Origin of the sequence: Bacillus cereus group sp. BfR-BA-01347, from assembly GCF_022663835.1 — a bacterium.
GTDB lineage: Bacteria > Bacillota > Bacilli > Bacillales > Bacillaceae_G > Bacillus_A > Bacillus_A thuringiensis_K.
Genome location: NZ_JAKUGG010000002.1, coordinates 105,786 through 128,143, shown reverse-complemented (window position 1 = coordinate 128,143; position 22,358 = coordinate 105,786). Strand labels below are relative to the sequence as shown.

Sequence of the window (22,358 nt, the reverse complement as noted above, 5' to 3'; positions counted from 1 at the left end):
GAATTGATTTTTTAGAAGAAATGGATAAATATAATGATTAAAAGTTTAAATTTTCTCAAAAAAGAGAAAGGTAGAAAGAATGTGATATATTCATGCTATCCAATCATTATTTTTAGGGAGAATAGGGAAATGACAAACAACAATCAAATAGGTGAAAATAAGGAACAAACTATTTTTGATCATAAAGGAAATACGATTATGACAGAAGATAGAGAAATACACATTATTTCAAAATTCGAAGAACCTCTTATTGTCGTATTAGCAAATGTACTGAGTGATGAAGAGTGTGATGAATTAATTGAAATGTCTAAAAATAAAATGAAGCGTTCTAAAGTTGGTTCATCACGTGATGTAAATGATATTCGAACAAGTAGCGGTGCATTTTTAGAAGACAGTGAACTTACTTTAAAGATTGAAAAACGAATTTCATCTATCATGAATGTTCCTGCGTCGCATGGTGAAGGATTGCACATTTTAAATTATGAAGTGGATCAACAATATAAAGCACACTATGATTATTTTGCGGAACATAGTAGATCAGCTGCTAACAATCGTATTAGTACGCTTGTAATGTACTTAAATGATGTAGAAGAAGGCGGGGAAACGTACTTCCCGAAATTAAATCTTTCTGTACACCCTAGAAAGGGAATGGCAGTATACTTTGAGTATTTTTATCAAGATCAATCACTAAATGAGCTTACGTTACACGGAGGGGCACCTGTAACGAAAGGCGAGAAATGGATTGCAACGCAGTGGGTGAGAAGAGGTACTTATAAGTAAAAGCGAGTGTTACGTTTTGTTCTTCATAGTATAAGAACAAAACGTTTTTTATTAAACAAAGTAGCATCTTTCGTTATAATAACAATTAATAAATGACGATTGAGAGGACAGAAAATGAAATCTATATACATAACCGGCTATATGGGAGCAGGAAAAACAACAATTGGAAAAGCGTTAAGTAAAGAACTTCAAATAGATGTTGTAGATACTGATCAAAAAGTTGAAGAGAAGCAAGAGAAGGCAATTCGAAATATTTTTGCCGAAGAAGGTGAAATGGCTTTTCGGGAATATGAAAGCGAAATGTTACGTTCGCTACCAGTCCATAATGTCATTATTACAACTGGTGGGGGAATTATTGAACGAGCGGAAAATCGCAAGTGGATGAAAGAGAACGGAACTGTCGTGTATTTATATTGTGATCCGCATGTAATTGCAGAAAGGCTTCGTGAAGATACGACACGTCCACTATTTCAAAAGAAAGATATAGATGCATTCGTAAAGAAATTTGAATCACGCCGAGCTTATTATGAAGAGGCTCACATTCATATCGATACGACAAATAAGTCTGTAAGGCAAATTATGAATGAGTTAAAGGAAAAGATTAATGTATAAAAAAGTGGACATACTAATCAAGTAGAGGTGATGATAATATGTCTACTAATGATTATGTTCGCTTTGTGACGCAGCAGTTTGTGTCGTATATGGATGCTCCAAAAGAAGATCGAAAACAAAAGAAAGAACAACGCCGTGCTGAAAAAGAGCCATTTATGAATAAGTGGTTTGGTGTTATGCCGCTGAGTGCTGCTTTGTTTTACCGAAATGTAAAAAGTAAAAGAAAAAAATCAAGTTAAATTTTAGTCATATGTCTAGCAAACCAAAAATCCCCTAGTGTCGTATTACACTAGGGGATTTTTATTTACTGCACGGATTCTTTTTCTTCCGTAACGGCATGTATTTTATTGTTAACCCATACGAACCCTATTCCGATACAAATAGAAATGCCCCAGCCGACAGCGGTCATAATCGCTCTCATTTCACCATAGCCATCTACACCAAAAACAGAGATGAAATAAATTTTTAAAAAGCTTTTTAATATAAATTGCAGCCCGAAAAATAACGTTAAATATTGTAGTGCTGGATAGATACGACTATCACGATAAAGCTCACGACTTTTATCGCGGTCATGCCCTTGCAGCGCTGCAATATCCGCAGCGAAATATAACATGAGTGGTTTTTTTATGAAAATTGTACAGATGACGATAATACCGAGTACGATGTGATAATATGCATCATTCCACAACATTCGTTCAGCTGACCCAGATAATAAATCTACCGTTGTATTAGAAATAAGTGTAATTAAAATAAAGAACCCTGTCACGTTAAACTGTTTTTCTTTTTTAAAGGTATACAGTGTATAAATAATCCCCGGAACAGAGGAAAGTAACATCGCGTAATAAGGATCGATATAAGGTTTTGCAAATTTCCAAATGAGGAATGGGATTACGAGATAAAAGACAAGATCTAATATAGCTTTTTTATTTTGATTCATACAAAGCCTCCTTAAGTCATACATATATTTTATAATATAATTTCTGAAAATTGTATAAGGTTTAATGGGAAAAGAAAAAATATATCAATTTTCGAGGGGTTAGTAGATTGAAAAAAATTGCCCCTAGCGTAGTAAGTTTTTTTAGTATATAATAAAGGAAACGCTTTCATTTTGATTTGTTCACAAAATGGACGGAAAATCACATATTTACTATCTATATGTTGCTTTATAATGAAACTAATTAAATATACATGCATACAATATTGTGAAATAAATAACATAAATAATCTATATAAATGTAAACGTTATCAAAAGAGAGAGGTGGAGACAATGAGTAAATTTTTCTTCAATCATAATCCAGCAACAGTAGAGGATGGAAGGCTTGTTAAATATGCTGAAATTATTTATGGAGAAGGTGGCCGTTCTGTATTAGAAAATTTAATGGTGAAGGCATCTATCAGATTGCGTGATCGTTATCCGAATAAATCTGACGAGCAGATCTCGAACCTAGTAAATAAAGGCATCCATGATATGTTTCAAAAATATGTGAGCGAGTAAGAGTGGCCAATGGCTGCTCTTATTTTTTTTTGTATAAGGATTGTAACTCTAGCTGAAAATAAACATGTATTCTGAAAAACGTAAAAAGGAGTGGGAAAGATGAGCAATGGAATTGGACGTTCGAAAGAAAATCTTCCAACTGATGCAAATCATGTGAGCGCGAAGGATCGTGCGTATCAAAAACGCATGGCAAAGCAAAAACAACAAGAGCGTAATGAGGATAGAGAATAACTCGAAATAAAGCTCCTTCTAAAGCAGAAGGAGCTTTATTTTGATAGAAAATGATTCGCGGTAACATAAAAGAGTCCACCGTTAATAATTTGCACTGTAATACGTGGTTCATACTGTTCTTGCAGAGCTTGTTTTTCAATTTCATAGCTCTCAGGAAGTTCGTCACTTTCTTCATAAAAACGGTTTAAAAGGTCTAAATCATGATTCCAACGCACTCTTGCTTCTTTTGCCCACGTATGGTCATCTTCTGCAATTATATTTTTTAAAGCGTCTTCTATGCGTTGTAAACCACTTTGAGGTTTAATGATGGGCGAGAGCGTAAAACAAAAATCAGGTATTTTTGGTGTAAGTTTAATGTTTGTTAATGTTTCATGAAAGTTTGCCATCATTGTTCCAGAAATGAGATGAATACCAATCGAGTGAAGGATGTCTTTTTTTCGATCACATTGATAGAAAACTTTTATATTAATACCGAGCCAAGGGTGGAGCGGTGTATGTGTTGCCCCATTATGTCTTACATCCTCATATAAACGTATGTATGAGCCTAATTCTTTTGTCGTTTGGAAAATTTGATGTAGACGTGGTGAACCGTAGTGAATAAGCTCACCATCATTTTCTTCATTTTCTGGATTTGTAATAAGAGTAAGGCGCATTGGATTCGGTACGCCTCCTGTTTTCTCAAGATAGTGCCAATAAAAAGGGCGATTCATTAATAATTTATCCATCTCAATTGTTAACTGTACATCTAATAAATGAGGAGAACGTTCTAAAATTTCACAGTTATTCGCCTCAAAGAAATTGTATAAGTAATTATGAATTTCATGTTGCTGCATAGCCTTGCACCTCAGCTTCATTTCGTTTCGCAAAGTCGATAATAGATGTTAAGTTTTCCATCTTAATTCTAATTTCACCTTCGCTTTTTGATTGCGCGAAAATTTCTTGAATGTGCGCGTCGATGTTTTTCATATTAATTCTTGTTAAAATTTCATCGAGTTCACCGATAACACGCTCGAATAAGTTGATTTTTTCATATAACAGTTTCAGAATATGTTCTTCAACAGTATGCTTTGTAGCTAAGTTATAAATATGAACATCATTTTTTTGTCCAAGACGGTGAATACGTCCGATTCTTTGCTCAAGACGCATTGGATTCCATGGCAAATCATAATTGATCATATGGCTACAAAACTGTAAGTTAATCCCTTCACCACCAGCTTCAGTTGCAATTAATACTTGTGCGTGGTTTTGGAAAAGCTCCTTCATCCAATCTTTCTTCCCGCGTTTAAACCCGCCGCGGAATGGAACGGAAGAAATACCGTGTTGTTGTAAAAACCATTGTAAGTACATTTGTGACGCTCGATATTCTGTGAAGATAACGACTTTATCGTCAATTTCTTTTATAAGCTCAAGAGCTTTATTTGCTTTTGAGTTGAAAGGAATATGATTAATTTTGTCCATTAGCACATCGATATGTGGATCTTTTATATAATGTTCATTTTCTTTCTGTCTTTTTTCTACATGCTTTTTCAATGAATAGTAAACAGCTTCCCGACTACTACACGCTTCCCGTTTTAAAGTTAACGATGAGAAAGCAGATGTGAAGGCGTCTTGTCCTCGCCAATTTTCGATATCATTATATAGAGCTTGTTCTTGTTCATTAAACTCAACAAAAATTGTACGTACATGTCTCTTCGGCCAATCGATACCGGTATTATGTCGTCTATTTCGCACCATTACTTTATTAATGAGAGCTTTTAAGTCTTCATCTGATTCGGCTGAGCGATTTTTGGAAGCGTAATATTCTTCAAAGTTGGATTGATTGCCTAAATGTCCTGGTTTTAATAAAGAAACAAGGTTAAAAATTTCATCAATCTTATTTTGAACAGGAGTAGCGGTTAGTAATAAACAAAACTTCTTTTTTAATCGTTGTGCAAATTCATAGTTTTTTGTTTTATTGTTTTTCAGTTTATGTGCTTCATCGATAATAATAAGGTCATATTCCAAGTTCAACACGATATCGCGATGTGGTGAACGTTTCGCAGTATCAATTGATGATACGATTACGTCAGCTTGTTCCCATGAGTAGCTTTTCTTTTGTGCTACAGCGGGAATGAAAAACTTTGTATTCAGTTCGTATGCCCATTGTGATACGAGAGAAGCTGGGACAAGTATAAGTACCTTTTTCACAAGCCCGCGGACCATGTATTCTTTCAAAATAAGTCCAGCTTCGATTGTTTTTCCAAGGCCTACTTCATCTGCTAGAATCGCTTTACCGTTCATTTGTTCAATCACATTTTGAGCGACTTCTAATTGATGCGGAAGCGGTGTGAAATGGGATAAATGTTTCGGTGCTTGTAGTCCATCAAAAGTAGGAACAAGTAACGATTTTTCTGTTTCATAAGCTAAGTGATATAAATCCCAGTTTGTCCAAGGACCATCTTCGTCAATTCTATTTAAAAAATTGTTTTGCCATGTCCGATCTACGGAAATATCGACATTCATTACAACTCTCCCACCTTTTATAAACTAAAGTAATTATTTTTTAATGTATGATGATTTGCCTTAAAAGAAGGCATAATTATCGTTATTAAAGGCTATATGATAGACAATAATAAAGTATTAAATCTCAAAAGCTGTATTTATTGTGTTTTAACATAAAAAATTCTAAATTATTTTTTATGCTAGAATATTGATGAAATATAGCGAATGATGTTAGGATAATGGTGTGAAATGTGTGGAATCTTTCGTATTTTATCCAAGAAAGTGATTTTTTATTTACGCTTTCATAAAAAAATATAATGAGATTCCGTATATCCTATCTTTTCAGAATGAAAATGTTTAGAAAAGGGAAGCAACTTTTATTGATTTGTCAAAGCATAAGGGGGAGAGAGCATGATTACATTACAACGTACACCGTTATTTGATGTATACGCGAAGTATGGTGGGAAAACAATCGACTTCGGTGGTTGGGAATTACCAGTTCAATTTTCAAGCATTAAAGAAGAACACGAAGCTGTACGTACAGCTGCGGGTTTGTTCGATGTGTCTCATATGGGAGAAGTTGAGGTAAAAGGTGTAGATAGTTTAGCATTTTTACAACGTGTTGTTACAAATGACGTATCTACCTTAAAGGTAGGGGGCGCACAATATACAGCTATGTGCTACGAAAATGGTGGTACAGTAGATGATTTATTAATCTACAAACGTGGTGAAGAAGACTATTTATTAGTAATCAATGCATCAAATATCGAGAAAGATTACGAATGGTTAGCAAGTCATGTAATTGGCGATGCGACAGTAGTCAATGTTTCTAGTGAAGTTGCACAGCTTGCAATTCAAGGACCAAAAGCAGAAGGCATTTTACAAAAAGTTGTGTCAGAAGATTTGAAAGAAATTAAGTTCTTTAAATTTAAAAACGATATTCTTGTAGATGGAATTCCAACACTTGTATCTCGTACAGGTTACACAGGTGAAGATGGATTCGAAATTTATTGTAAGAGTGAAGATGCTGCAAAACTTTGGGAGAAACTTCTTGAAGTTGGAGCAGAAGAGGGCTTAAAAGCATGTGGTTTAGGTGCTCGTGATACACTTCGATTCGAAGCAACATTACCACTTTATGGACAAGAATTATCAAAAGATATTACACCGATTGAGGCTGGAATTGGCTTTGCGGTAAAAACAAATAAAGAAGCAGACTTCTTTGGAAAAGCAACGTTAAAAGAGCAAAAAGAAAACGGTGCGCCTCGTAAATTAGTCGGCATCGAAGTAATCGAACGTGGAATTCCTCGTACGCATTACCCTGTATTTATTGGTGAAGAAAAAATTGGGGAAGTAACGAGTGGTACACAATCTCCAACGTTAAAGAAAAGCATTGGTTTAGCACTAATTGATGTAAAATACGCAGCAGTTGATACAGAAGTAGAAATTGAAATTCGTAATAAACGCGTCAAAGCAGTAGTTGTTCCAACACCATTTTACAAACGTTCAAAGTAACGGGGAGAGGGGTAGATTTCATGTTGCATCGTTATCTTCCAATGACAGAAGAAGACAAAAAAGAAATGTTACAAACGATCGGTGTTCAAACGATCGATGAATTATTCTCTGATATTCCAGAGAGTGTTCGTTTTAAAGGGGATTTAAAAATTAAAGAAGCAAAATCAGAGCCAGAGCTTTTAAAAGAGCTATCTCAAATGGCTAGTAAAAATGCTAACTTAAAAGAATACGCTTCTTTCTTAGGAGCAGGCGTATACGATCATTACGCTCCAGTAATTGTAGATCATGTTATTTCTCGCTCAGAATTTTATACAGCTTACACACCATACCAACCAGAAATTTCACAAGGGGAATTACAAGCAATCTTTGAATTCCAAACAATGATTTGTGAATTAACAGGAATGGATGTAGCAAACTCTTCTATGTATGACGGGGGAACAGCTTTAGCTGAAGCGGCAATGTTAGCAGCTGGCCATACTCGCAAAAAGAAAATTCTTGTATCTAGTGCGGTTCATCCAGAATCAAGAGCAGTACTTGAAACGTATGCAAAAGGTCAAAATCTTGAAGTTGTTGAAATTAATCATAAAGATGGTGTAACAGATTTAGACGTATTACAAAGTGAAGTAGATGATACAGTTGCTTGTGTAATCGTTCAATATCCAAACTTCTTCGGACAAGTTGAAAAATTAGCTGATATTGAAAAAATCGTTCATCAACAAAAATCATTATTTATCGTTTCTTCAAATCCATTATCATTAGGCGCATTAACACCACCAGGGAAATTTGGTGCTGATATTGTAATCGGTGATGCACAACCATTCGGTATTCCAACGCAGTTTGGTGGACCGCACTGTGGTTACTTTGCAACAACGAAAGCATTTATGCGTAAAATTCCAGGACGTCTTGTTGGACAAACTGTAGATTCAGATGGTAAACGTGGATTTGTATTAACGTTACAAGCACGTGAACAGCATATTCGTCGTGATAAAGCGACATCTAACATTTGTTCAAACCAAGCGTTAAATGCATTAGCAGCTTCTGTTGCAATGACGGCACTTGGCAAACAAGGTGTGAAGGAAATGGCACGTCAAAACATTTCTAAAGCACAATATGCCAAACGTCAATTTGAAGCGAAAGGCTTCACAGTAACATTTTCTGGACCATTCTTCAATGAGTTTGTTGTAGATTGCAAACGTCCAGTGAAAGAAGTAAACGATGCATTATTACAAAAGAATATTATCGGCGGTTACGACCTAGGCCGTGATTATAAAGAGCATGAAAACCATATGCTTGTAGCAGTAACTGAGCTTCGAACAAAAGAGGAAATTGACACACTTGTAAACGAAATGGGGGCTATCCAATGAAGAACCAAGACCAAGCACTTATCTTTGAAGTGAGTAAAGAAGGACGCATAGGATATAGCCTACCAAAATTAGATGTAGAAGAAGTGAAACTAGAAGATGTATTTGAGAGCGATTATATTCGAGTAGAAGATGCGGAGCTACCAGAAGTATCTGAACTTGATATTATGCGCCATTATACAGCACTTTCAAACCGTAACCACGGTGTTGATTCTGGATTCTATCCACTTGGATCTTGTACGATGAAATATAATCCGAAAATTAATGAGAATGTAGCTCGTTTCGCAGGATTTGCAAATATTCATCCACTGCAAGATGAAAAGACAGTACAAGGTGCAATGGAATTAATGTACGACTTACAAGAGCATTTAATTGAAATTACAGGTATGGATACTGTTACATTACAACCAGCAGCTGGTGCACACGGAGAATGGACAGGGTTAATGTTAATTCGTGCATACCATGAAGCAAATGGTGATTTTAACCGTACGAAAGTAATTGTTCCTGACTCTGCTCACGGAACGAATCCAGCATCTGCAACTGTAGCTGGTTTTGAAACAATTACAGTAAAATCAAATGAACATGGTCTTGTTGACTTAGAAGATTTAAAACGTGTTGTAAACGAAGAAACAGCAGCACTTATGTTAACAAATCCTAATACATTAGGTCTATTCGAAGAAAATATTTTAGAAATGGCAGAAATCGTCCATAATGCAGGCGGTAAATTATACTATGATGGTGCAAACTTAAATGCGGTATTAAGCCAAGCACGCCCAGGAGATATGGGATTTGACGTTGTGCATTTAAACCTTCATAAAACATTTACAGGTCCTCACGGCGGTGGTGGCCCAGGTTCTGGTCCAGTAGGTGTGAAAGCTGATTTAATTCCGTACTTACCAAAACCGATTTTAGAGAAAACGGAAAATGGTTATCACTTCAACTACGACCGCCCAGAAGCAATTGGTCGTGTGAAACCATTCTATGGTAACTTCGGAATTAACGTTCGTGCATACACGTATATTCGCTCTATGGGTCCAGATGGCTTGCGTGCAGTAACTGAGTATGCTGTATTAAATGCGAACTATATGATGAGAAGATTAGCACCATTCTACGATCTTCCATTCGATAGACATTGTAAGCATGAATTTGTATTATCAGGTCGTCGTCAAAAGAAACTTGGTGTACGTACATTAGATATTGCAAAACGTCTGCTTGATTTCGGTTACCATCCACCAACAATTTACTTCCCATTAAATGTGGAAGAATGTATTATGATTGAGCCGACAGAAACAGAATCAAAAGAAACATTAGATGGTTTCATTGATAAGATGATTCAAATCGCTAAAGAAGTAGAAGAAAATCCAGAAGTTGTACAAGAAGCACCGCATACGACAGTCATTAAACGTTTAGACGAAACGATGGCTGCACGTAAACCAGTTTTACGTTATGAAAAGCCAGCTCCTGTACAAGTTTGATTAGAATAACAAAGGAAGAACTCGCTATATGCGAGTTCTTTTTTTGTATGGAGAATTTGTCCCGCATTAACGGACAGTAAACTCCCAACTCAAAACTTAGCTGGTGCAAAGAAGTCAGGTGGGAGATAAACTGTCCGTTAATGCCCGATTGGTTCAACTAATAATCAGTGGAGATGAACAAAAATCCCCACTGATTAAAGTTTCACTTTATGCAGAAATAGTGAAGAAAATGTTGAAAAATTATATTTTTTGTTTCCTAATGGTGTAAAGATGTAGTTTTATAGGTAGTTTTGTTGAAAAAGTCGGTTTGATAAAAGTATTTATTTTTGTTAGAATTTTATTGAAATTAAGAAGGTGTGATGAGGCAAAGATTACTCATTTTTATGTATATGTGAAAAAACGAGCAAGACGGGGGTGAAAGTGTGGGATATCGATGTTATAGAATGGTATACCATTTAGAAAATGGAGAAACAATTAAAGATGTAAAAGAATTTTGCTATCGAGACCAAGGAAAAGTGTTAGAAAGAGTAGCAAATCGTGTAATGGATAATAGAGAAGTGACGGCGATTGATAAACAAGGAACAATCATTTCAATAGCATGTGAGGATATTGTAAAGGTGGAACTTGATTACATAACAGAAAGTTAACCTTGAGTCATATCCAATTATTCGATAAAATAAACTGTTGAATGGTGAAGTGAGAAGAGAGGAGTTTATCATGGGTAGTACAAGACACTTTTATATGTTTATCTTAGCGTTTGTTCTTGTTGTGGCATTAACGGTTTACTTAATCGTTGACAGCAGCTGGTACAACACGGTTCATCCGGCATTCCTTCTGTTTATGTATATAGGAATTGCAGTAGTAAGTTTCGGAATGAGAGACGAGATGTTAGATCGCTTTGAAAAGTGATACATATACGAAAGACCAACAGGGCAATGTTGGTCTTTTTTTCTTGCCAAAAATAGGATGGTGTGTATATACTGTATATATAAGGTATATACAGTATATACACACTGGAGGAAAACATGAATATTATTATTTCGAATTCTTCCCAAGACCCTATTTATGTACAAATAAGAAAACAATTAAGCCAGCTTATTTTAAATGGTGGTTTAAAGGGTGGAGACCAATTACCGTCTATTCGTAGCTTAGCGAAGGAATTACAAATTAGTGTAATTACAACGAAGCGTGCGTACGAGGAGCTTGAAAAAGAAGGATATATAGAAACTGTTGCTGGGAAGGGGACTTATGTTTCACGTAAAAATAATGAACTACTAAAAGAACAAAGGCTTCGTCTATTGGAAAGTAAAGCGGAAGAGGTTGTAAATGAAAGTAAAGCGTTGCAGCTTTCACTTGAAGATTTACAGCAGATGATTGCGTGTTTATATGAGGGGGAATAAAGGGTGTTAGAGCTAAAAAACGTTTGTAAAAGTTATGAAGATTTCGCAGTGGAAAATATAAGTTTTACACTGCCACGCGGATATATTATGGGGTTTGTCGGACCGAATGGGGCCGGAAAAAGTACGACGATCAAAATGATTATGAATTTAATTAGAAAAGATAGCGGCTATATAAAAATTTTTGGCAAAGACAATAAGAAAGCCGGAAAGGACATAAAACAAAATATCGGCTTTGTATATGATGAAAATCATTACTACGAAGATTTAACGTGTGAACAAATGAAACGTATTATTGCACCGTTATATAAAAAGTGGGACGAAAATCAATACCAATCGTATATGCACAGATTACAAGTTCCAAAGTATAAAAAAATTAAAGAGCTATCTAAAGGGATGAAAATGAAGTTTGCGATTGCAATCGCGCTTTCACATCATGCTGAATTCATTATTATGGATGAACCGACAGCAGGATTAGATCCAGTTGTCCGAAGTGAATTACTTGATATGTTGCAAGAAATTGTAATGGAAGATGAAGTATCTGTATTATTCTCAACACACATTACAACAGACTTAGAGCGCATTGCAGATTATATTACGTTCATCAATGATGGAGAGATTATATTTACTGGTGAAAAAGATGAATTAATGGAGAACTACGTAATCGTAAAGGGAAGCAATGATTTATTAGATCAAGAAGGAAAAGAACTATTTGTTGGATTACGAAAAAATAAATTTGGTTTTGAAGGTTTAGCGAAGGATAAACAAGCAATTATCGATTGGTTTGGAAATGAGGTTGTAATAGAAAAGCCTACATTAGACGATATCATCGTTTACACTGCGAAAGGGAGAGGTGCCTATGCGTCAGCTCGTATATAAAGATTTGTTCTTTTTTCGGGTTATGTGGTTAGTGAATTTTGTTATGCCCCTTTTGTTCTTTATGTTAGATGCAAGTGGTGAATTGTTATTTCCAATGAGTTGTCTATTTATAACCTTTTCATCGGTTATGACGTTAACCGTTATGGATGAAAGAAATAAAAGTGACATTGTTATAAATAGTTTACCGGTAAGTCGAAAGGAAATCATAATTGCTAGATATATTTCCTGTGCAATATTCATTGTAGGTGGCATGATCTCTACGATGTTAGTTGTTTTTCTTATAAGAGGTATTGTGATTATTAGTGATATCGGTGTATATCATACTAATCTATACATTGAAATTCCATGGTATGAAGTCATAAATGGAGCTGTTTATGCCACATTTTTTGTTGTCACGTTTTTTCCTAGTTATTATGGTACAAAATCGAAGGTAGTAAGAAGTATAGTATCAGCAGCATCAATAGGAGTGGGTGTAATTCTTTGGATATTTATTAGTGATGGACTGAATGAAACAACATCTTCATTCAGTGAGTGGATTATGAATCCAGTACATATTGGTGTATTTATAGTTGGAGGAATGATATTAGCTAGTGTCTATATCGCTTCTATGTTTCTTACAATTAAAATTTATGAAACGTGTGATTTATAGAGAGGAGAGTTCATATGCAACAGTTGATTTTGAAGGAGTTTTTCTTACAGAAGAAGATGTTTCCTTTCTATTTTTTAATACCCATTTTATCTATTTTTAAGAATTCCGTCGAACCAATGGGGATTGCAATAGGATTATTTATAACATGTAGTACGATTATATATATTTCTTTTTATTATGACGAGAAAAGTAAGGCAGAAAAAGTATTAGTGAGTTTGCCTATAACGAGAAAAGAGATAATTATAGCTAAATATATTTCAAGTACATTATTTATTATGGCTGGTTTGAGTGTAACTTTTATAGTCGTAATATTAGGAAATATTTTATTGAACAGAGATATAGTTATGCCTGGATATGCAATATTTTCAGCAATAGTAGCAACTTTGATTTATTGTGCAGTAACGATACCGACTAATTACATTGGGGGATATAAAGCTATTACTGTCTTGAATTTGATTATGCTTTTTCCTTTAATGGGTATGATTGGTCTTATGTGCAATATTTTTGGTGATAAAACAATTATGTTAAAAGTACTTCACTCTCAAGAGGCTACACAAGCAATGGGTGTTCTTGGTATCGGAGTGTTAGTAAGTATAGTCATATCAATGTTTCTCTCAATGAAAATGTTTCAGGAGGCAGAGTTATAGAAGGGACATTTTCATATTAGGAGGGGTAATACATGATCAAGCCACTAATTTTAAAAGATTTCATCATTCAATGGAAATTTTTAATTTGGTACATATTGTATCCTGTTTTCTTTTATATGGCCTTAACAGATACGGAAAATTTGTTCATCATTATGTCAGTAATTATTACAATTGGGGCAACAGTAAAAACATTTGAAGCAGATAGTAAAAATGAGAGTGAAGTTATAGTAAATAGTTTACCAATATTGAGAAAACAAATTGTGTATGCGAAATATATAGTAGCAATTATTATTCTTTTTATAAGTGTAACGGTCGGTTGTTTCACGATGGGAATGAAGAGCGGGGTTAACTTATTTGAATTTATTGAAACGACAATGGTTGCTAGTATTAGCTTTATTTTATTGTATTTAAGTTTTGTTTTACCAATATCCTTTTGGCTAGGGTATAAGAAAACCATTTTCATTACGATAGTAATATTCATGGCACCGATAGTTGTTTTAGAAGCTTTGTTTCAAATTAACTTAGAACAAATTCAACTATACAACAGCTTGTTATTCATTAGTTCAATGTGCATGTTCATAGCATCTATCTTTGTTTCAGTAAAAATATATGAAAAAAGAGAATTTTAAAAGGTGCCCTATAAAAGGCACCTTCTTCAATAACGACAATACGAGAGCAGTAGTTTATAAAAAGAAACGCTATTTGGCACATCTTTCGGAGTATGTAATATAAAGCTGAAAACGATAACGAGAATAAGAAAGAGGAAAAATAAAAATAGGATTTGCTTATGTATAGAATTTTGCATATTATTCACTCCTTTTTTAGGTAGTATGTCCAAAAGAAAGGAGTGTATGAAAAATTTTAGGAGGGGAGAATGATGGACAAAAGAAAATGGTTATATAGAATAGGGGTACTTTTCGTTTCAATCGGTCTCATATTAGCAAATTTTTATTCAGACATACCATCACCGTTTCCTAATTTGCATAAAGCAATTGGTATAAGTATTGTTATAATTGGTCTGTTTTGTCTTATCACATCTAACTTCTACAGAAAGTCTGAATGAATATAAAAAAGGACAGTTATTCTTTTTCAGAAGTACTGTCCTTTTTTAATAACTTATTCCATAGTTTGGCGATACTCCATATAATGACGATTGCAATGGAGGCGATAATGGACCAAACAATCGATATAATTTCAAGTGTCATGTTAGGAAGGAATGTGAGAATGGATAATACTTTATGAAACAATGATTCTATTATATGAAAACTTATTTGTAATAGAATGACGATACCAAGTGTGATCCATGCTAATATTTTCTTTCCTTTTTCTTTCCACATGACATTCACCTCACGTTAGCTTAATAGTTTTAAGCCAACAGCGCCGCATAGAATGCAGCTTAAGAAAGCAAGACGACGCCAATCCGCTGATTCTCGGAAAATGAGAATGCCTAGAAGTGCACTTCCGGCAGTTCCGATTCCAGTCCAAATCGCGTAAGCAGTTCCCATCGGTAATGTGTTCATCGCAAGGGATAAGAAGAAGAAGCTTATGCCGAAGTTAGCGATTAAGATAACTTTTGGTGCCCAGCCTTTCTTTTCAGTGGCTACTTTCATAAAGAGTACACCAATAATTTCACAAATACCAGCTAGAATTAAAAATACCCAAGCCATTTTATGCGGCCTCCTTCGCTTCTTTTTCTTCTGTTACTCGTTTTAAACCAATTACTCCGAAGAAGATTAAACCGATTAATAAAACTTTTACGATAGAGAAAGGTTCTCCGAAAACGAAAATCTCAGTAAGAACGATTCCACCAGCTCCAATACCTGTAAAGACTGCGTATACAGTGCCGACAGGTAAATCTTTATAAGCTCTAAATAATAAGACGAAACTAATTGTAATTAATAGAGCAACACCAGCCCATTGAAGTGGTGCTTCCGCGTGTTTTAATCCAATCACCCAAAAGATTTCAATAATACCAGCTAAGATTACATAAATCCATGCCATTTGTCATTTCTCCTTCCTACCAGTCGTTAGGTAAAGGGCTTAAAAACGACGCATTGCAAAGGAGCAATCCGTCAGTTTGAAAGGCCTCGCCAAAATACTTGCCAAGAGGCGTTTAAACGAGTCTCAAAGCGATTTAAACCTGCGAATAGTAGTTCAACCATAAGTCCGTCCAGTAAGCATAGAAAAGCTTCTAGAGCGTCTTTCACTTCAATGTTATGCAGTTCACTTTGCTCGTTTGCCTGTTTAAATATAGGGAATAAAAGTTTTCCGACGTTTTCAATGTGCGCATTCGCTTTTTCGATAATTTGTTCGCGAAATGCATCAGGCGGAAAATAAGAAGTTCGTAACCAAAACATTGATTCTTCACTTTCACCAAATCGTTTTGCGTAGCCCTTTAGTAATTGTAAGAGCAATTCTTCAGTAGACGAATTTGAAAATTTTTCGATATCGTCAGTGAAGCTTTGTAAATCTTTTTGAAGAGCGGATTCTAAGCATATAAAATATAGCTCTTCTTTTCCTTTAAAGTGTGCGTAAATCGATGGCTTTTTAATCCCAACTTCTTGAGCAATATTTGCTAATGAAGTTCCTTCGTAGCCGTAGCGTGCGAAATGAGAAAGTGCTACAGCTTTAATGCGGTTTGCTGTCATTTTCATCCCCTACCTAACGTTCGTTAGGTTCATTATATGAGATGGAAAATATAAAGTCAATAGGTGAAAAGCTGAAAAAGAGCGTTATAGGTAACGCTCTTTTTAGACAGTCTCTCGCTCAATTAAATGGAATGAAAGCTCTTTTGCACTGCCGACAATTTGCTCGCTTTGGATCTGCTTATGGAATAAAGAAAAAGCATGTGAGCCCATTGCGAGACCGGGATGTTCAATTGTGGAAATTTCTAATGCCTTTGAAATTTCATGATTATCAAATCCAAGGATAGCAAGGTCTTCAGGTACTCGAATGCCATGTTTTCGAGCCTCTGTTAATAAACCAGCTGCAACTTGATCGTTCGCTGTAAAAATAGCAGTTGGACGATTTTTCATGTTTACAATACGATGGAGTACTTGTGCACCATCCTGCATTGTATAGCATTGGTGGAAAATCCATTCAGGATGCAACGTTTTCCCTTCGTTACGAAGTGTATCGGCGAATGCTTTTTCGCGCTCCATGGAATTTACACTTGTTTTTCTTGCTAAACAAATTCCGATTTTTTCATGGCCTCTACTTAGTAAATAGGCAGTACCGAGACGGAAACCTTCATAATGATCTACGTAGATGGATGAAATGAGGGGATGCTTCATTTTTTCACATGAAATAATAGGGGCAAATTTTGCAAAAGGTTCGATTTGTTCCCAAGAGCTCGTTCGGGAGCAAATAATCATCCCATCAAATTGTTTCATTTTCATCATTTCAAGAACACGAATTTCTTCAATGCTATCGTAATTCGTTTGACATAAATTAATATGATACCCAGCTAATAACGCTTCGTTTCCGATTCCTTCAATAATCGTACTGAAGTAGGGGAGGTTAATGAAAGGAAGCATAACGCCAATTGTATATGTTTTCCCTTTTATTAAATGGACAGCATTTATATTTTTTGCGTAGTTTAATTCTTCAACAGCATCTAGAACACGCTTACGCTTTTCTTCTTTTACGTAAGGGTGATTATTCAGGACACGAGAAACAGTTGATATCGATACACCAGCAGTTTTAGCAATTTGTTTTATATTGGCCATATGTATCACCTCTTTCCCTTATTATAAAGGGAAAATAATAAGAAAGAAAAAATCTTGACCTGAAAAGCTTTTCACAAACTATGGTATTAATAAGACTTCTTTTTATTCGCGTAACCTTTTCACTTGGGCGTAAGAATAATAGGGGTCTTTTTTGTTTGCAAAAAGTGTTGTCAAAATGTGTGAGAATAACGTGGAAAGAGAAAGGCATTGAATATCGCCTGCTATATCGGAATGTAGAAGAGAACGATGAAAAGGTAATCAAGCAGAGTTTATTATACATTGTGAATAAGATGAAATGAAAAAACTAGCTGATTTATTCAGCTAGTTTTTTGTATGTTATTATTTCTTTTTAATTTTGCCTGTCCAAGATTTAAATCCACCTTGTAATTGGTAGAAATCTTTGTAGCCTTGTTTTTTTAAGTATTGCGCTGCACGACCTGTACGGAATCCGCTTTGGCAATATAAGTAAACAGGTTGATCTTGACGAAGTTCTTTATGGCGAAGGCGAATTTGTGATAACGGAATGTTACGTGCACCTAAAATATGCCCTGCGTTATATTCGTCTGCTTCACGAATATCGATAAGCTGTGCTTTACGGTAGCCAGCGCGAAATTCTTCTTCTGTAAGAGTTTTAATTAATTTTTTCTGATAGAAGTACATCCATACAGTGTAGCCGATAAATGCTACGATTACGGCTAATAAAATAATCCAAGTTGTTGACACGATTCTATCGCTCCCTTTTTTCTTATCCTACTTTCAATATTATAATGCCCATATGTATTTATGCAACAGATTCATTTGCATATAAGAAGAAATTTCGTATTCTTTCACAAATTTTGTCGAATTTGGTAGACTAGAGAATGTGAAAAATAATTGGTTATATGAGGTGCAGGATGGGAAAAGAAAAATGGTGTTATATTAACTCTGGTCAATGTTCACCGGCATTTAATATGGCGTTAGATGAATGTTTGTTAAATTGGCAAAGTGACAAGAAAATGCCACCAACAATTCGTTTTTATGAATGGGAAGTACCAACATTAACAGTTGGATATTTTCAACGTGTTGAAAAAGATATTAATATGGATGTAGTTAACGAAAAGAAATATGGATTCGTTCGTCGTCAAACAGGCGGCAGGGGGGTACTACATGACAAAGAGTTAACGTATAGTGTTATTGTGTCTGAAGATCATCCGAACATGCCGAAAACAGTTACAGAAGCGTATCGTGTTATTTCGCAAGGTTTATTAGATGGTTTTAAGGCATTAGGGTTAGAAGCCTATTATGCAGTTCCAAAAACAGAAGCAGATCGTGAAAATTTAAAAAATCCACGTTCAGGCGTATGTTTTGATGCACCATCTTGGTATGAAATTGTAGTGGAAGGACGAAAAATTGCTGGTAGTGCTCAAACACGTCAAAAAGGTGTTATTTTACAGCATGGATCGATTCCATTAGAAATTGATTTAGATGAACTATATGATCTATTTTTATTCCCAAATGAACGTGTGAAGGAACGTATGAAGAGTATGTTCTCTTCTAAAGCAGTAGCAATTAATGAATTAACAGACCGTACATTTACGATAGAACAGTTAATTAAAGCGTTTGAAGTTGGCTTTGAAGAAGGATTAGATATAGAACTTGTTCCATATGAATTAACAGAAGAACAGTTACATGAAGTTCAAACGTTAGCGAAAGAAAAGTATGAAAGTAATGAGTGGAACTATAAAAAATAAGAGATGGCAATTGCCATCTCTTATTTTTTATAGTAAATTAAGTACTTTTTCTACTTTGATTCCTTTATCTTGTAAAGAACGAAGGCGACTTACAACGTCCATAATTTCTTTGTCAAATGTAACGCTAATACCTTGGTTTTGTAGTTCTTCTTTTAAGCTTTCAATAGAATCATCTATGTCGATGCCAAGCTCGTAATCTTGACAAACTTCAATTGTCTTTTTCACGAGTTTAACATAATTTTCTTGTAGTTTTGAATTTGTTTCAGTCAAAGCAGGCTGCTTCGGTTTTGCAGGAGCAACCGGTGCTGTCTCTTGCTTTGTAACTGGAGTAGGGACTGCTTTTTTCACAGGCGCTGGAGTTGCTAGTTCTACAGCTGCTTCTACGCTTACTGGCTTCGGTGTCGGTACCGGAGTAGGCTTAGGTGCCATAGCAGGTGTTTCCACCCGCGTAACAGGCTTAGGAGCAGGTGTAATTGCTTTTGGAGCTTCTACAACTACTTCTTTTTTCGGTGCTGCTTCTACCCGTGTTTCTTCTTGCTCGGCAGCTTCTTTATTTTCTTTACTCCACATAACGCGTTCAATTTCTAGAGAAACATTGTTTTTGTTCATCGCTGTTAATGTAACTTTACCAACTTCAGCGTTTCCAGTGAAATCAACAATTTTATAAATAACACTCTTGTTCCAATCCACGTTTCCGCTCAAAAATAATTCTTCGTTACATTTCGGCGTTAAGCCCTCGATTTTAATTTCTGCGTTTACACCGTTTTCACTATATACCATAATTAGCGAAGCATTTACATCTTCGTCTGCTAACATTAGTTCACGTACCATTTTGCCGGTGCGTACTTGCGTTTTCTTCTTAACTGACATCTAATTTCTCCTCTCAAAAATTCAGTAATAATAAAAAAATCGTATAACGAAAAATAATTGCTCACGAAGATTTATGATACCGATAATAAAAGCATCACGTCAACAATTAACTTTAATTATTTTGCATTTTTCTTATTTTCTTTATGAAATTTTTCAATTTGTAAAATTAGACAGAAGAAAAAACAGCCTTTTGAAGGGCTGTTAAAAATTTGATTTTTTATATAGTAATTTATATAAAATAAAAAATAAGATAGCAATTAAAGCATTTTGCCAAAAGTTTAGATGATAAATGAGATAAGGTTGCTTTTGGAAATAAATATTTAAGAATACAGCGGAACAAAATGGAGTAGCAAATGCGAATCCAAATAGAATTCTTCTTTTCCAATTCATTTTCTGATTAAATGAGTAACGCTTTAATAAATATAAAATAAATAGTATACCTAGTATAATTATTGAAACAGACAAAGTAGTTCCAAGGATGCTAAAAGGCGGACTTGATAATGTATTGTTTTTTTCAAAGAGAAACATAAAAAATGAAATAATTGCATTTATGCCAAACTGTATAGCAAGAAGTAAGCTAACAACAAAACCGATTAAAGAAGTTTTTTCTAATTTTGTTTGGGCTGGTAAAGCTGATATAAGTTCATCGCAATAAGATTGTAAATCACTACCGAAAATGTCATAAGCGCTTTTATTTTCTGTTTGTGCTTCGATGAGGTGATCTAATATTTCTAGTAACAGTTCCTCCATTTGTTGCTCAGGTACGTTTGATATTCGAAGATATACTAACATATCGCCATAAGCAGCTTCGTTTTCGGAAGTTAGAAACTCACGTTTTTTATTATTCAATTCAATCATGTCTTGTGCATTCATCCCCATCACTCCCCCTGTAATAAGTTATTTACCGTAGTAGAAACCATTCCCCAACTTTGTTTAAATTCTTCAAGTTGTTCTAACCCTTTATCGGTTACGTGATAATATTTTCGCTTTGGACCGAGTGAGGAAGCTTTTAATGTTCCTTCGATCAATTTTTCTTTTTGCATACGTAATAATAAAGGGTAGATGCTTCCTTCGCTTACGAATGTAAAGCCATGTTTATTTAATTTTGTGCTCAGTTCATATCCGTACACTTCTTCTTGTGAAATGATGTATAGGATGCAACCTTCTAGTACACCTTTTAACATTTGGCTGTGCATGATTTCACCACCTTTTACTCAGGTAACTTGCGTTGCAAGGTAGCTGTTATCCAAATTATAACATCCAGTAACTTGCAATGCGAGTTACTGAAGTGGAAAACTTTAATGTGTTTTAATTTTTCCGCGTTCCTCATACTAACAAGAGGAGGGAAGCGTATGAAACCATTTATGCCAAAACTCGTTTACTTTGAACCGAAGGCACTTGAATATCCACTTGGAAAAGAGCTTTATGAGAAGTTTACGAAGATGGGATTAGAAATTCGTGAAACGACATCACATAATCAAATTAGAAATTTGCCAGGAGAAAATGATTTGCAAAAGTATCGTAATGCAAAGGCTACACTTGTTGTTGGAGTAAGGAAGACGCTAAAGTTTGATACGTCAAAACCGTCAGCTGAATATGCAATTCCGCTCGCAACAGGGTGTATGGGACATTGTCATTATTGCTATTTGCAAACGACACTTGGGAGTAAGCCTTACGTTCGTGTGTATGTCAATCTTGATGAAATATTTGAGAAGGCAAAGCAATATATGGATGAAAGGGCACCTGAAATAACAAGATTTGAAGCAGCGTGTACATCAGACATTGTTGGGATTGACCATTTAACACATGCATTAAAGCGGGCGATTGAATTCATTGGAGAAAGTGAACATGGGCGCTTACGTTTCGTAACGAAATATTCGCACGTTGATCATTTATTAGATGCAAAACATAATGGGAAAACTCGTTTCAGGTTTAGTATAAATTCACGATATGTAATTAAAAATTTTGAACCAGGGACATCGCCGTTTGAGGAGCGAATAGAGGCGGCGCGTAAAGTAGCAGGTGCAGGTTATCCACTTGGTTTTATAGTCGCGCCACTTTATATGCATGAAGGATGGGAAGAAGGATATCGTGAACTATTTGAGCGACTGTACAATGCGCTGAAAGATATGACGATACCAAATTTAACGTTTGAATTAATTCAGCATCGTTTTACGAAACCAGCGAAAAAGGTTATTCAAGAGCGTTATCCAAATACGAAGCTTGAAATGGATGAAGAGAAGCGAAAGTATAAATGGGGACGATATGGCATCGGAAAATATGTATATAAAAAGGATGATGCAACAGTATTGGAAGAAACGATAAGAGGTTATATAAATGAGTTTTTCCCTAATGCCGAAATACAATATTTTACTTAAGGGGAGTCTGTATGCAAATACAGATTCTTTTTTGTTTTATATATTTAGGCTCGTTTCCACCTTGTCACGTTATTCTTTCTGGTGTATCATTTTATTGATTGCTTCGTACGGAATAAGCAAAATGAACTTGGAT

30 protein-coding genes and 2 pseudogenes are annotated in these 22,358 nt (G+C 35.1%); 19 read left to right on the top strand and 13 right to left on the bottom strand.

Annotation, left to right across the window (positions count from 1 at the left end; all coding sequences use genetic code 11):
• The first annotated feature begins 129 nt into the window (after positions 1 to 129).
• From MR143_RS03965 to MR143_RS03955, 3 genes are all read left to right on the top strand, one after another.
• Positions 130 to 780 carry a 2OG-Fe(II) oxygenase gene (locus MR143_RS03965; protein ID WP_000183865.1) on the top strand — a complete coding sequence of 217 codons (651 nt, stop codon included), beginning with the start codon at positions 130 to 132 and terminating at the stop codon, positions 778 to 780.
• A 114-nt stretch (positions 781 to 894) separates the two neighbouring features.
• Positions 895 to 1,392, top strand: coding sequence for a shikimate kinase (locus MR143_RS03960; protein ID WP_000836648.1), 498 nt, complete (start codon positions 895 to 897; stop codon positions 1,390 to 1,392).
• 38 nt (positions 1,393 to 1,430) lie between these two features.
• The gene (locus tag MR143_RS03955) at positions 1,431 to 1,631 is read left to right on the top strand and encodes a YqzE family protein (RefSeq protein ID WP_000106083.1); all 201 of its coding nucleotides are present in this window, start codon (positions 1,431 to 1,433) and stop codon (positions 1,629 to 1,631) included.
• A gap of 65 nt (positions 1,632 to 1,696) precedes the next feature.
• On the opposite strand, the gene MR143_RS03950 is transcribed toward MR143_RS03955, so the two are convergent.
• Entirely contained in the window at positions 1,697 to 2,329 is a 633-nt protein-coding gene (locus tag MR143_RS03950) for a VC0807 family protein (RefSeq protein ID WP_001073110.1), read from the bottom strand.
• A 141-nt stretch (positions 2,330 to 2,470) separates the two neighbouring features.
• A pseudogene (locus MR143_RS03945) lies at positions 2,471 to 2,586 on the bottom strand (GTP pyrophosphokinase).
• 73 nt (positions 2,587 to 2,659) lie between these two features.
• Here MR143_RS03945 and MR143_RS03940 point away from each other — a divergent pair.
• Both MR143_RS03940 and MR143_RS32940 read left to right on the top strand, forming a co-directional pair.
• A complete protein-coding gene (locus tag MR143_RS03940) occupies positions 2,660 to 2,887 on the top strand; it encodes a hypothetical protein (protein ID WP_000032702.1) in 228 nt (75 codons plus the stop codon).
• Between the two features lie 99 nt (positions 2,888 to 2,986).
• Complete coding sequence (locus MR143_RS32940) at positions 2,987 to 3,118, top strand: hypothetical protein (RefSeq protein ID WP_000064668.1); 132 nt, start codon at positions 2,987 to 2,989, stop codon at positions 3,116 to 3,118.
• Positions 3,119 to 3,153: 35 nt separating this feature from the next.
• Here the strand turns inward: MR143_RS32940 and MR143_RS03935 are convergent, their stop codons facing one another.
• Complete coding sequence (locus tag MR143_RS03935) at positions 3,154 to 3,951, bottom strand: YqhG family protein (protein WP_242280618.1); 798 nt, start codon at positions 3,949 to 3,951, stop codon at positions 3,154 to 3,156.
• On the bottom strand, positions 3,938 to 5,620 hold the full coding sequence (locus tag MR143_RS03930) for a DEAD/DEAH box helicase (RefSeq protein WP_001100037.1): 1,683 nt from the start codon (positions 5,618 to 5,620) through the stop codon (positions 3,938 to 3,940). Before MR143_RS03930 ends, MR143_RS03935 begins: the two co-directional genes overlap by 14 nt.
• A 390-nt stretch (positions 5,621 to 6,010) precedes the next feature.
• On the opposite strand from MR143_RS03930, the gene gcvT reads away from it, so the two are divergent.
• From gcvT to MR143_RS03875, 11 genes are all read left to right on the top strand, one after another.
• The gene (gene gcvT, locus MR143_RS03925; protein ID WP_000631774.1) at positions 6,011 to 7,111 is read left to right on the top strand and encodes a glycine cleavage system aminomethyltransferase GcvT; all 1,101 of its coding nucleotides are present in this window, start codon (positions 6,011 to 6,013) and stop codon (positions 7,109 to 7,111) included.
• Between the two features lie 20 nt (positions 7,112 to 7,131).
• Complete coding sequence (gene gcvPA, locus MR143_RS03920; protein ID WP_000903242.1) at positions 7,132 to 8,475, top strand: aminomethyl-transferring glycine dehydrogenase subunit 1; 1,344 nt, start codon at positions 7,132 to 7,134, stop codon at positions 8,473 to 8,475.
• Positions 8,472 to 9,947, top strand: coding sequence for an aminomethyl-transferring glycine dehydrogenase subunit 2 (gcvPB, locus tag MR143_RS03915; protein ID WP_000795690.1), 1,476 nt, complete (start codon positions 8,472 to 8,474; stop codon positions 9,945 to 9,947). Before gcvPA ends, gcvPB begins: the two co-directional genes overlap by 4 nt.
• Positions 9,948 to 10,390: 443 nt before the next feature.
• Positions 10,391 to 10,594, top strand: coding sequence for a DUF3929 family protein (locus MR143_RS03910; protein WP_000262496.1), 204 nt, complete (start codon positions 10,391 to 10,393; stop codon positions 10,592 to 10,594).
• A 70-nt stretch (positions 10,595 to 10,664) separates the two neighbouring features.
• Positions 10,665 to 10,856 carry a hypothetical protein gene (locus MR143_RS03905; protein WP_000535936.1) on the top strand — a complete coding sequence of 64 codons (192 nt, stop codon included), beginning with the start codon at positions 10,665 to 10,667 and terminating at the stop codon, positions 10,854 to 10,856.
• 116 nt (positions 10,857 to 10,972) lie between these two features.
• Positions 10,973 to 11,347: a GntR family transcriptional regulator gene (locus MR143_RS03900; protein WP_001021358.1), complete on the top strand. Its 375-nt coding sequence runs from the start codon at positions 10,973 to 10,975 to the stop codon at positions 11,345 to 11,347.
• A gap of 3 nt (positions 11,348 to 11,350) precedes the next feature.
• Positions 11,351 to 12,223 (top strand): ABC transporter ATP-binding protein, encoded by an 873-nt coding sequence (locus tag MR143_RS03895; RefSeq protein WP_000891284.1) that lies wholly within the window; start codon positions 11,351 to 11,353, stop codon positions 12,221 to 12,223.
• Positions 12,204 to 12,872 carry an ABC-2 transporter permease gene (locus tag MR143_RS03890; RefSeq protein WP_001249561.1) on the top strand — a complete coding sequence of 223 codons (669 nt, stop codon included), beginning with the start codon at positions 12,204 to 12,206 and terminating at the stop codon, positions 12,870 to 12,872. The genes MR143_RS03895 and MR143_RS03890 overlap by 20 nt, the downstream gene beginning before the upstream one ends.
• A 14-nt stretch (positions 12,873 to 12,886) precedes the next feature.
• Entirely contained in the window at positions 12,887 to 13,519 is a 633-nt protein-coding gene (locus tag MR143_RS03885) for an ABC-2 transporter permease (protein WP_001186559.1), read from the top strand.
• 35 nt (positions 13,520 to 13,554) lie between these two features.
• Positions 13,555 to 14,148 carry an ABC-2 transporter permease gene (locus tag MR143_RS03880; protein WP_074593489.1) on the top strand — a complete coding sequence of 198 codons (594 nt, stop codon included), beginning with the start codon at positions 13,555 to 13,557 and terminating at the stop codon, positions 14,146 to 14,148.
• A 245-nt stretch (positions 14,149 to 14,393) separates the two neighbouring features.
• The gene (locus tag MR143_RS03875; RefSeq protein WP_002181117.1) at positions 14,394 to 14,582 is read left to right on the top strand and encodes a hypothetical protein; all 189 of its coding nucleotides are present in this window, start codon (positions 14,394 to 14,396) and stop codon (positions 14,580 to 14,582) included.
• A gap of 16 nt (positions 14,583 to 14,598) precedes the next feature.
• Here MR143_RS03875 and MR143_RS03870 read toward each other — a convergent pair whose 3' ends face one another.
• The 5 genes from MR143_RS03870 to MR143_RS03850 form a co-directional block, all read right to left on the bottom strand.
• Positions 14,599 to 14,856: a DUF3975 family protein gene (locus MR143_RS03870; protein ID WP_000265370.1), complete on the bottom strand. Its 258-nt coding sequence runs from the start codon at positions 14,854 to 14,856 to the stop codon at positions 14,599 to 14,601.
• Between the two features lie 15 nt (positions 14,857 to 14,871).
• Complete coding sequence (locus tag MR143_RS03865) at positions 14,872 to 15,186, bottom strand: DMT family transporter (RefSeq protein WP_098143898.1); 315 nt, start codon at positions 15,184 to 15,186, stop codon at positions 14,872 to 14,874.
• A 1-nt stretch (position 15,187) separates the two neighbouring features.
• Entirely contained in the window at positions 15,188 to 15,520 is a 333-nt protein-coding gene (locus MR143_RS03860) for a DMT family transporter (protein ID WP_000312354.1), read from the bottom strand.
• Positions 15,521 to 15,591: 71 nt separating this feature from the next.
• Positions 15,592 to 16,173, bottom strand: coding sequence for a TetR/AcrR family transcriptional regulator (locus MR143_RS03855; RefSeq protein ID WP_002181118.1), 582 nt, complete (start codon positions 16,171 to 16,173; stop codon positions 15,592 to 15,594).
• A 96-nt stretch (positions 16,174 to 16,269) separates the two neighbouring features.
• Positions 16,270 to 17,247, bottom strand: a complete 978-nt coding sequence (locus MR143_RS03850) for a LacI family DNA-binding transcriptional regulator (RefSeq protein WP_001273977.1) — start codon at positions 17,245 to 17,247, stop codon at positions 16,270 to 16,272.
• 185 nt (positions 17,248 to 17,432) lie between these two features.
• Between MR143_RS03850 and MR143_RS03845 the strand changes: the two are divergent.
• Positions 17,433 to 17,546 (top strand): annotated as a pseudogene (locus MR143_RS03845) (DNA polymerase III subunit delta); the annotation flags it as partial.
• 40 nt (positions 17,547 to 17,586) lie between these two features.
• Here the strand turns inward: MR143_RS03845 and MR143_RS03840 are convergent.
• A complete protein-coding gene (locus MR143_RS03840) occupies positions 17,587 to 17,970 on the bottom strand; it encodes a rhodanese-like domain-containing protein (protein ID WP_000108653.1) in 384 nt (127 codons plus the stop codon).
• A 170-nt stretch (positions 17,971 to 18,140) separates the two neighbouring features.
• On the opposite strand from MR143_RS03840, the gene MR143_RS03835 reads away from it, so the two are divergent.
• The gene (locus tag MR143_RS03835; RefSeq protein WP_000514065.1) at positions 18,141 to 18,977 is read left to right on the top strand and encodes a lipoate--protein ligase family protein; all 837 of its coding nucleotides are present in this window, start codon (positions 18,141 to 18,143) and stop codon (positions 18,975 to 18,977) included.
• Positions 18,978 to 19,004: 27 nt separating this feature from the next.
• Here MR143_RS03835 and MR143_RS03830 read toward each other — a convergent pair whose 3' ends face one another.
• The 3 genes from MR143_RS03830 to MR143_RS03820 form a co-directional block, all read right to left on the bottom strand.
• Positions 19,005 to 19,847: a hypothetical protein gene (locus tag MR143_RS03830; RefSeq protein WP_000111903.1), complete on the bottom strand. Its 843-nt coding sequence runs from the start codon at positions 19,845 to 19,847 to the stop codon at positions 19,005 to 19,007.
• 201 nt (positions 19,848 to 20,048) lie between these two features.
• Entirely contained in the window at positions 20,049 to 20,720 is a 672-nt protein-coding gene (locus MR143_RS03825) for a DUF1129 family protein (RefSeq protein ID WP_000993575.1), read from the bottom strand.
• Between the two features lie 5 nt (positions 20,721 to 20,725).
• Complete coding sequence (locus tag MR143_RS03820) at positions 20,726 to 21,043, bottom strand: PadR family transcriptional regulator (RefSeq protein WP_000556083.1); 318 nt, start codon at positions 21,041 to 21,043, stop codon at positions 20,726 to 20,728.
• Between the two features lie 156 nt (positions 21,044 to 21,199).
• Here MR143_RS03820 and splB point away from each other — a divergent pair, with 156 nt between their 5' ends.
• A complete protein-coding gene (gene splB / locus MR143_RS03815) occupies positions 21,200 to 22,225 on the top strand; it encodes a spore photoproduct lyase (protein WP_000802101.1) in 1,026 nt (341 codons plus the stop codon).
• Positions 22,226 to 22,358 lie beyond the last annotated feature (133 nt).

What these genes read in the sequence shown, in the direction of transcription:
- MR143_RS03965 (WP_000183865.1), top strand. Translation starts at nt 130, where the DNA reads ATGACAAACAACAATCAAATAGGTGAAAATAAGGAACAAACTATTTTT.
- MR143_RS03855 (WP_002181118.1), bottom strand. Translation starts at nt 16,173, where the DNA reads ATGAAAATGACAGCAAACCGCATTAAAGCTGTAGCACTTTCTCATTTC.
- MR143_RS03910 (WP_000262496.1), top strand. Translation starts at nt 10,391, where the DNA reads ATGGTATACCATTTAGAAAATGGAGAAACAATTAAAGATGTAAAAGAA.
- MR143_RS03850 (WP_001273977.1), bottom strand. Translation starts at nt 17,247, where the DNA reads ATGGCCAATATAAAACAAATTGCTAAAACTGCTGGTGTATCGATATCA.
- MR143_RS03870 (WP_000265370.1), bottom strand. Translation starts at nt 14,856, where the DNA reads ATGTGGAAAGAAAAAGGAAAGAAAATATTAGCATGGATCACACTTGGT.
- MR143_RS03900 (WP_001021358.1), top strand. Translation starts at nt 10,973, where the DNA reads ATGAATATTATTATTTCGAATTCTTCCCAAGACCCTATTTATGTACAA.
- MR143_RS03865 (WP_098143898.1), bottom strand. Translation starts at nt 15,186, where the DNA reads ATGGCTTGGGTATTTTTAATTCTAGCTGGTATTTGTGAAATTATTGGT.
- MR143_RS03860 (WP_000312354.1), bottom strand. Translation starts at nt 15,520, where the DNA reads ATGGCATGGATTTATGTAATCTTAGCTGGTATTATTGAAATCTTTTGG.
- splB (WP_000802101.1), top strand. Translation starts at nt 21,200, where the DNA reads ATGAAACCATTTATGCCAAAACTCGTTTACTTTGAACCGAAGGCACTT.
- MR143_RS03820 (WP_000556083.1), bottom strand. Translation starts at nt 21,043, where the DNA reads ATGCACAGCCAAATGTTAAAAGGTGTACTAGAAGGTTGCATCCTATAC.
- MR143_RS03825 (WP_000993575.1), bottom strand. Translation starts at nt 20,720, where the DNA reads ATGAATGCACAAGACATGATTGAATTGAATAATAAAAAACGTGAGTTT.
- MR143_RS32940 (WP_000064668.1), top strand. Translation starts at nt 2,987, where the DNA reads ATGAGCAATGGAATTGGACGTTCGAAAGAAAATCTTCCAACTGATGCA.
- MR143_RS03885 (WP_001186559.1), top strand. Translation starts at nt 12,887, where the DNA reads ATGCAACAGTTGATTTTGAAGGAGTTTTTCTTACAGAAGAAGATGTTT.
- MR143_RS03950 (WP_001073110.1), bottom strand. Translation starts at nt 2,329, where the DNA reads ATGAATCAAAATAAAAAAGCTATATTAGATCTTGTCTTTTATCTCGTA.
- MR143_RS03955 (WP_000106083.1), top strand. Translation starts at nt 1,431, where the DNA reads ATGTCTACTAATGATTATGTTCGCTTTGTGACGCAGCAGTTTGTGTCG.
- MR143_RS03890 (WP_001249561.1), top strand. Translation starts at nt 12,204, where the DNA reads ATGCGTCAGCTCGTATATAAAGATTTGTTCTTTTTTCGGGTTATGTGG.
- MR143_RS03905 (WP_000535936.1), top strand. Translation starts at nt 10,665, where the DNA reads ATGGGTAGTACAAGACACTTTTATATGTTTATCTTAGCGTTTGTTCTT.
- MR143_RS03935 (WP_242280618.1), bottom strand. Translation starts at nt 3,951, where the DNA reads ATGCAGCAACATGAAATTCATAATTACTTATACAATTTCTTTGAGGCG.
- MR143_RS03930 (WP_001100037.1), bottom strand. Translation starts at nt 5,620, where the DNA reads ATGAATGTCGATATTTCCGTAGATCGGACATGGCAAAACAATTTTTTA.
- MR143_RS03835 (WP_000514065.1), top strand. Translation starts at nt 18,141, where the DNA reads ATGGGAAAAGAAAAATGGTGTTATATTAACTCTGGTCAATGTTCACCG.
- MR143_RS03940 (WP_000032702.1), top strand. Translation starts at nt 2,660, where the DNA reads ATGAGTAAATTTTTCTTCAATCATAATCCAGCAACAGTAGAGGATGGA.
- gcvT (WP_000631774.1), top strand. Translation starts at nt 6,011, where the DNA reads ATGATTACATTACAACGTACACCGTTATTTGATGTATACGCGAAGTAT.
- gcvPB (WP_000795690.1), top strand. Translation starts at nt 8,472, where the DNA reads ATGAAGAACCAAGACCAAGCACTTATCTTTGAAGTGAGTAAAGAAGGA.
- MR143_RS03875 (WP_002181117.1), top strand. Translation starts at nt 14,394, where the DNA reads ATGATGGACAAAAGAAAATGGTTATATAGAATAGGGGTACTTTTCGTT.
- MR143_RS03830 (WP_000111903.1), bottom strand. Translation starts at nt 19,847, where the DNA reads ATGTCAGTTAAGAAGAAAACGCAAGTACGCACCGGCAAAATGGTACGT.
- gcvPA (WP_000903242.1), top strand. Translation starts at nt 7,132, where the DNA reads ATGTTGCATCGTTATCTTCCAATGACAGAAGAAGACAAAAAAGAAATG.
- MR143_RS03960 (WP_000836648.1), top strand. Translation starts at nt 895, where the DNA reads ATGAAATCTATATACATAACCGGCTATATGGGAGCAGGAAAAACAACA.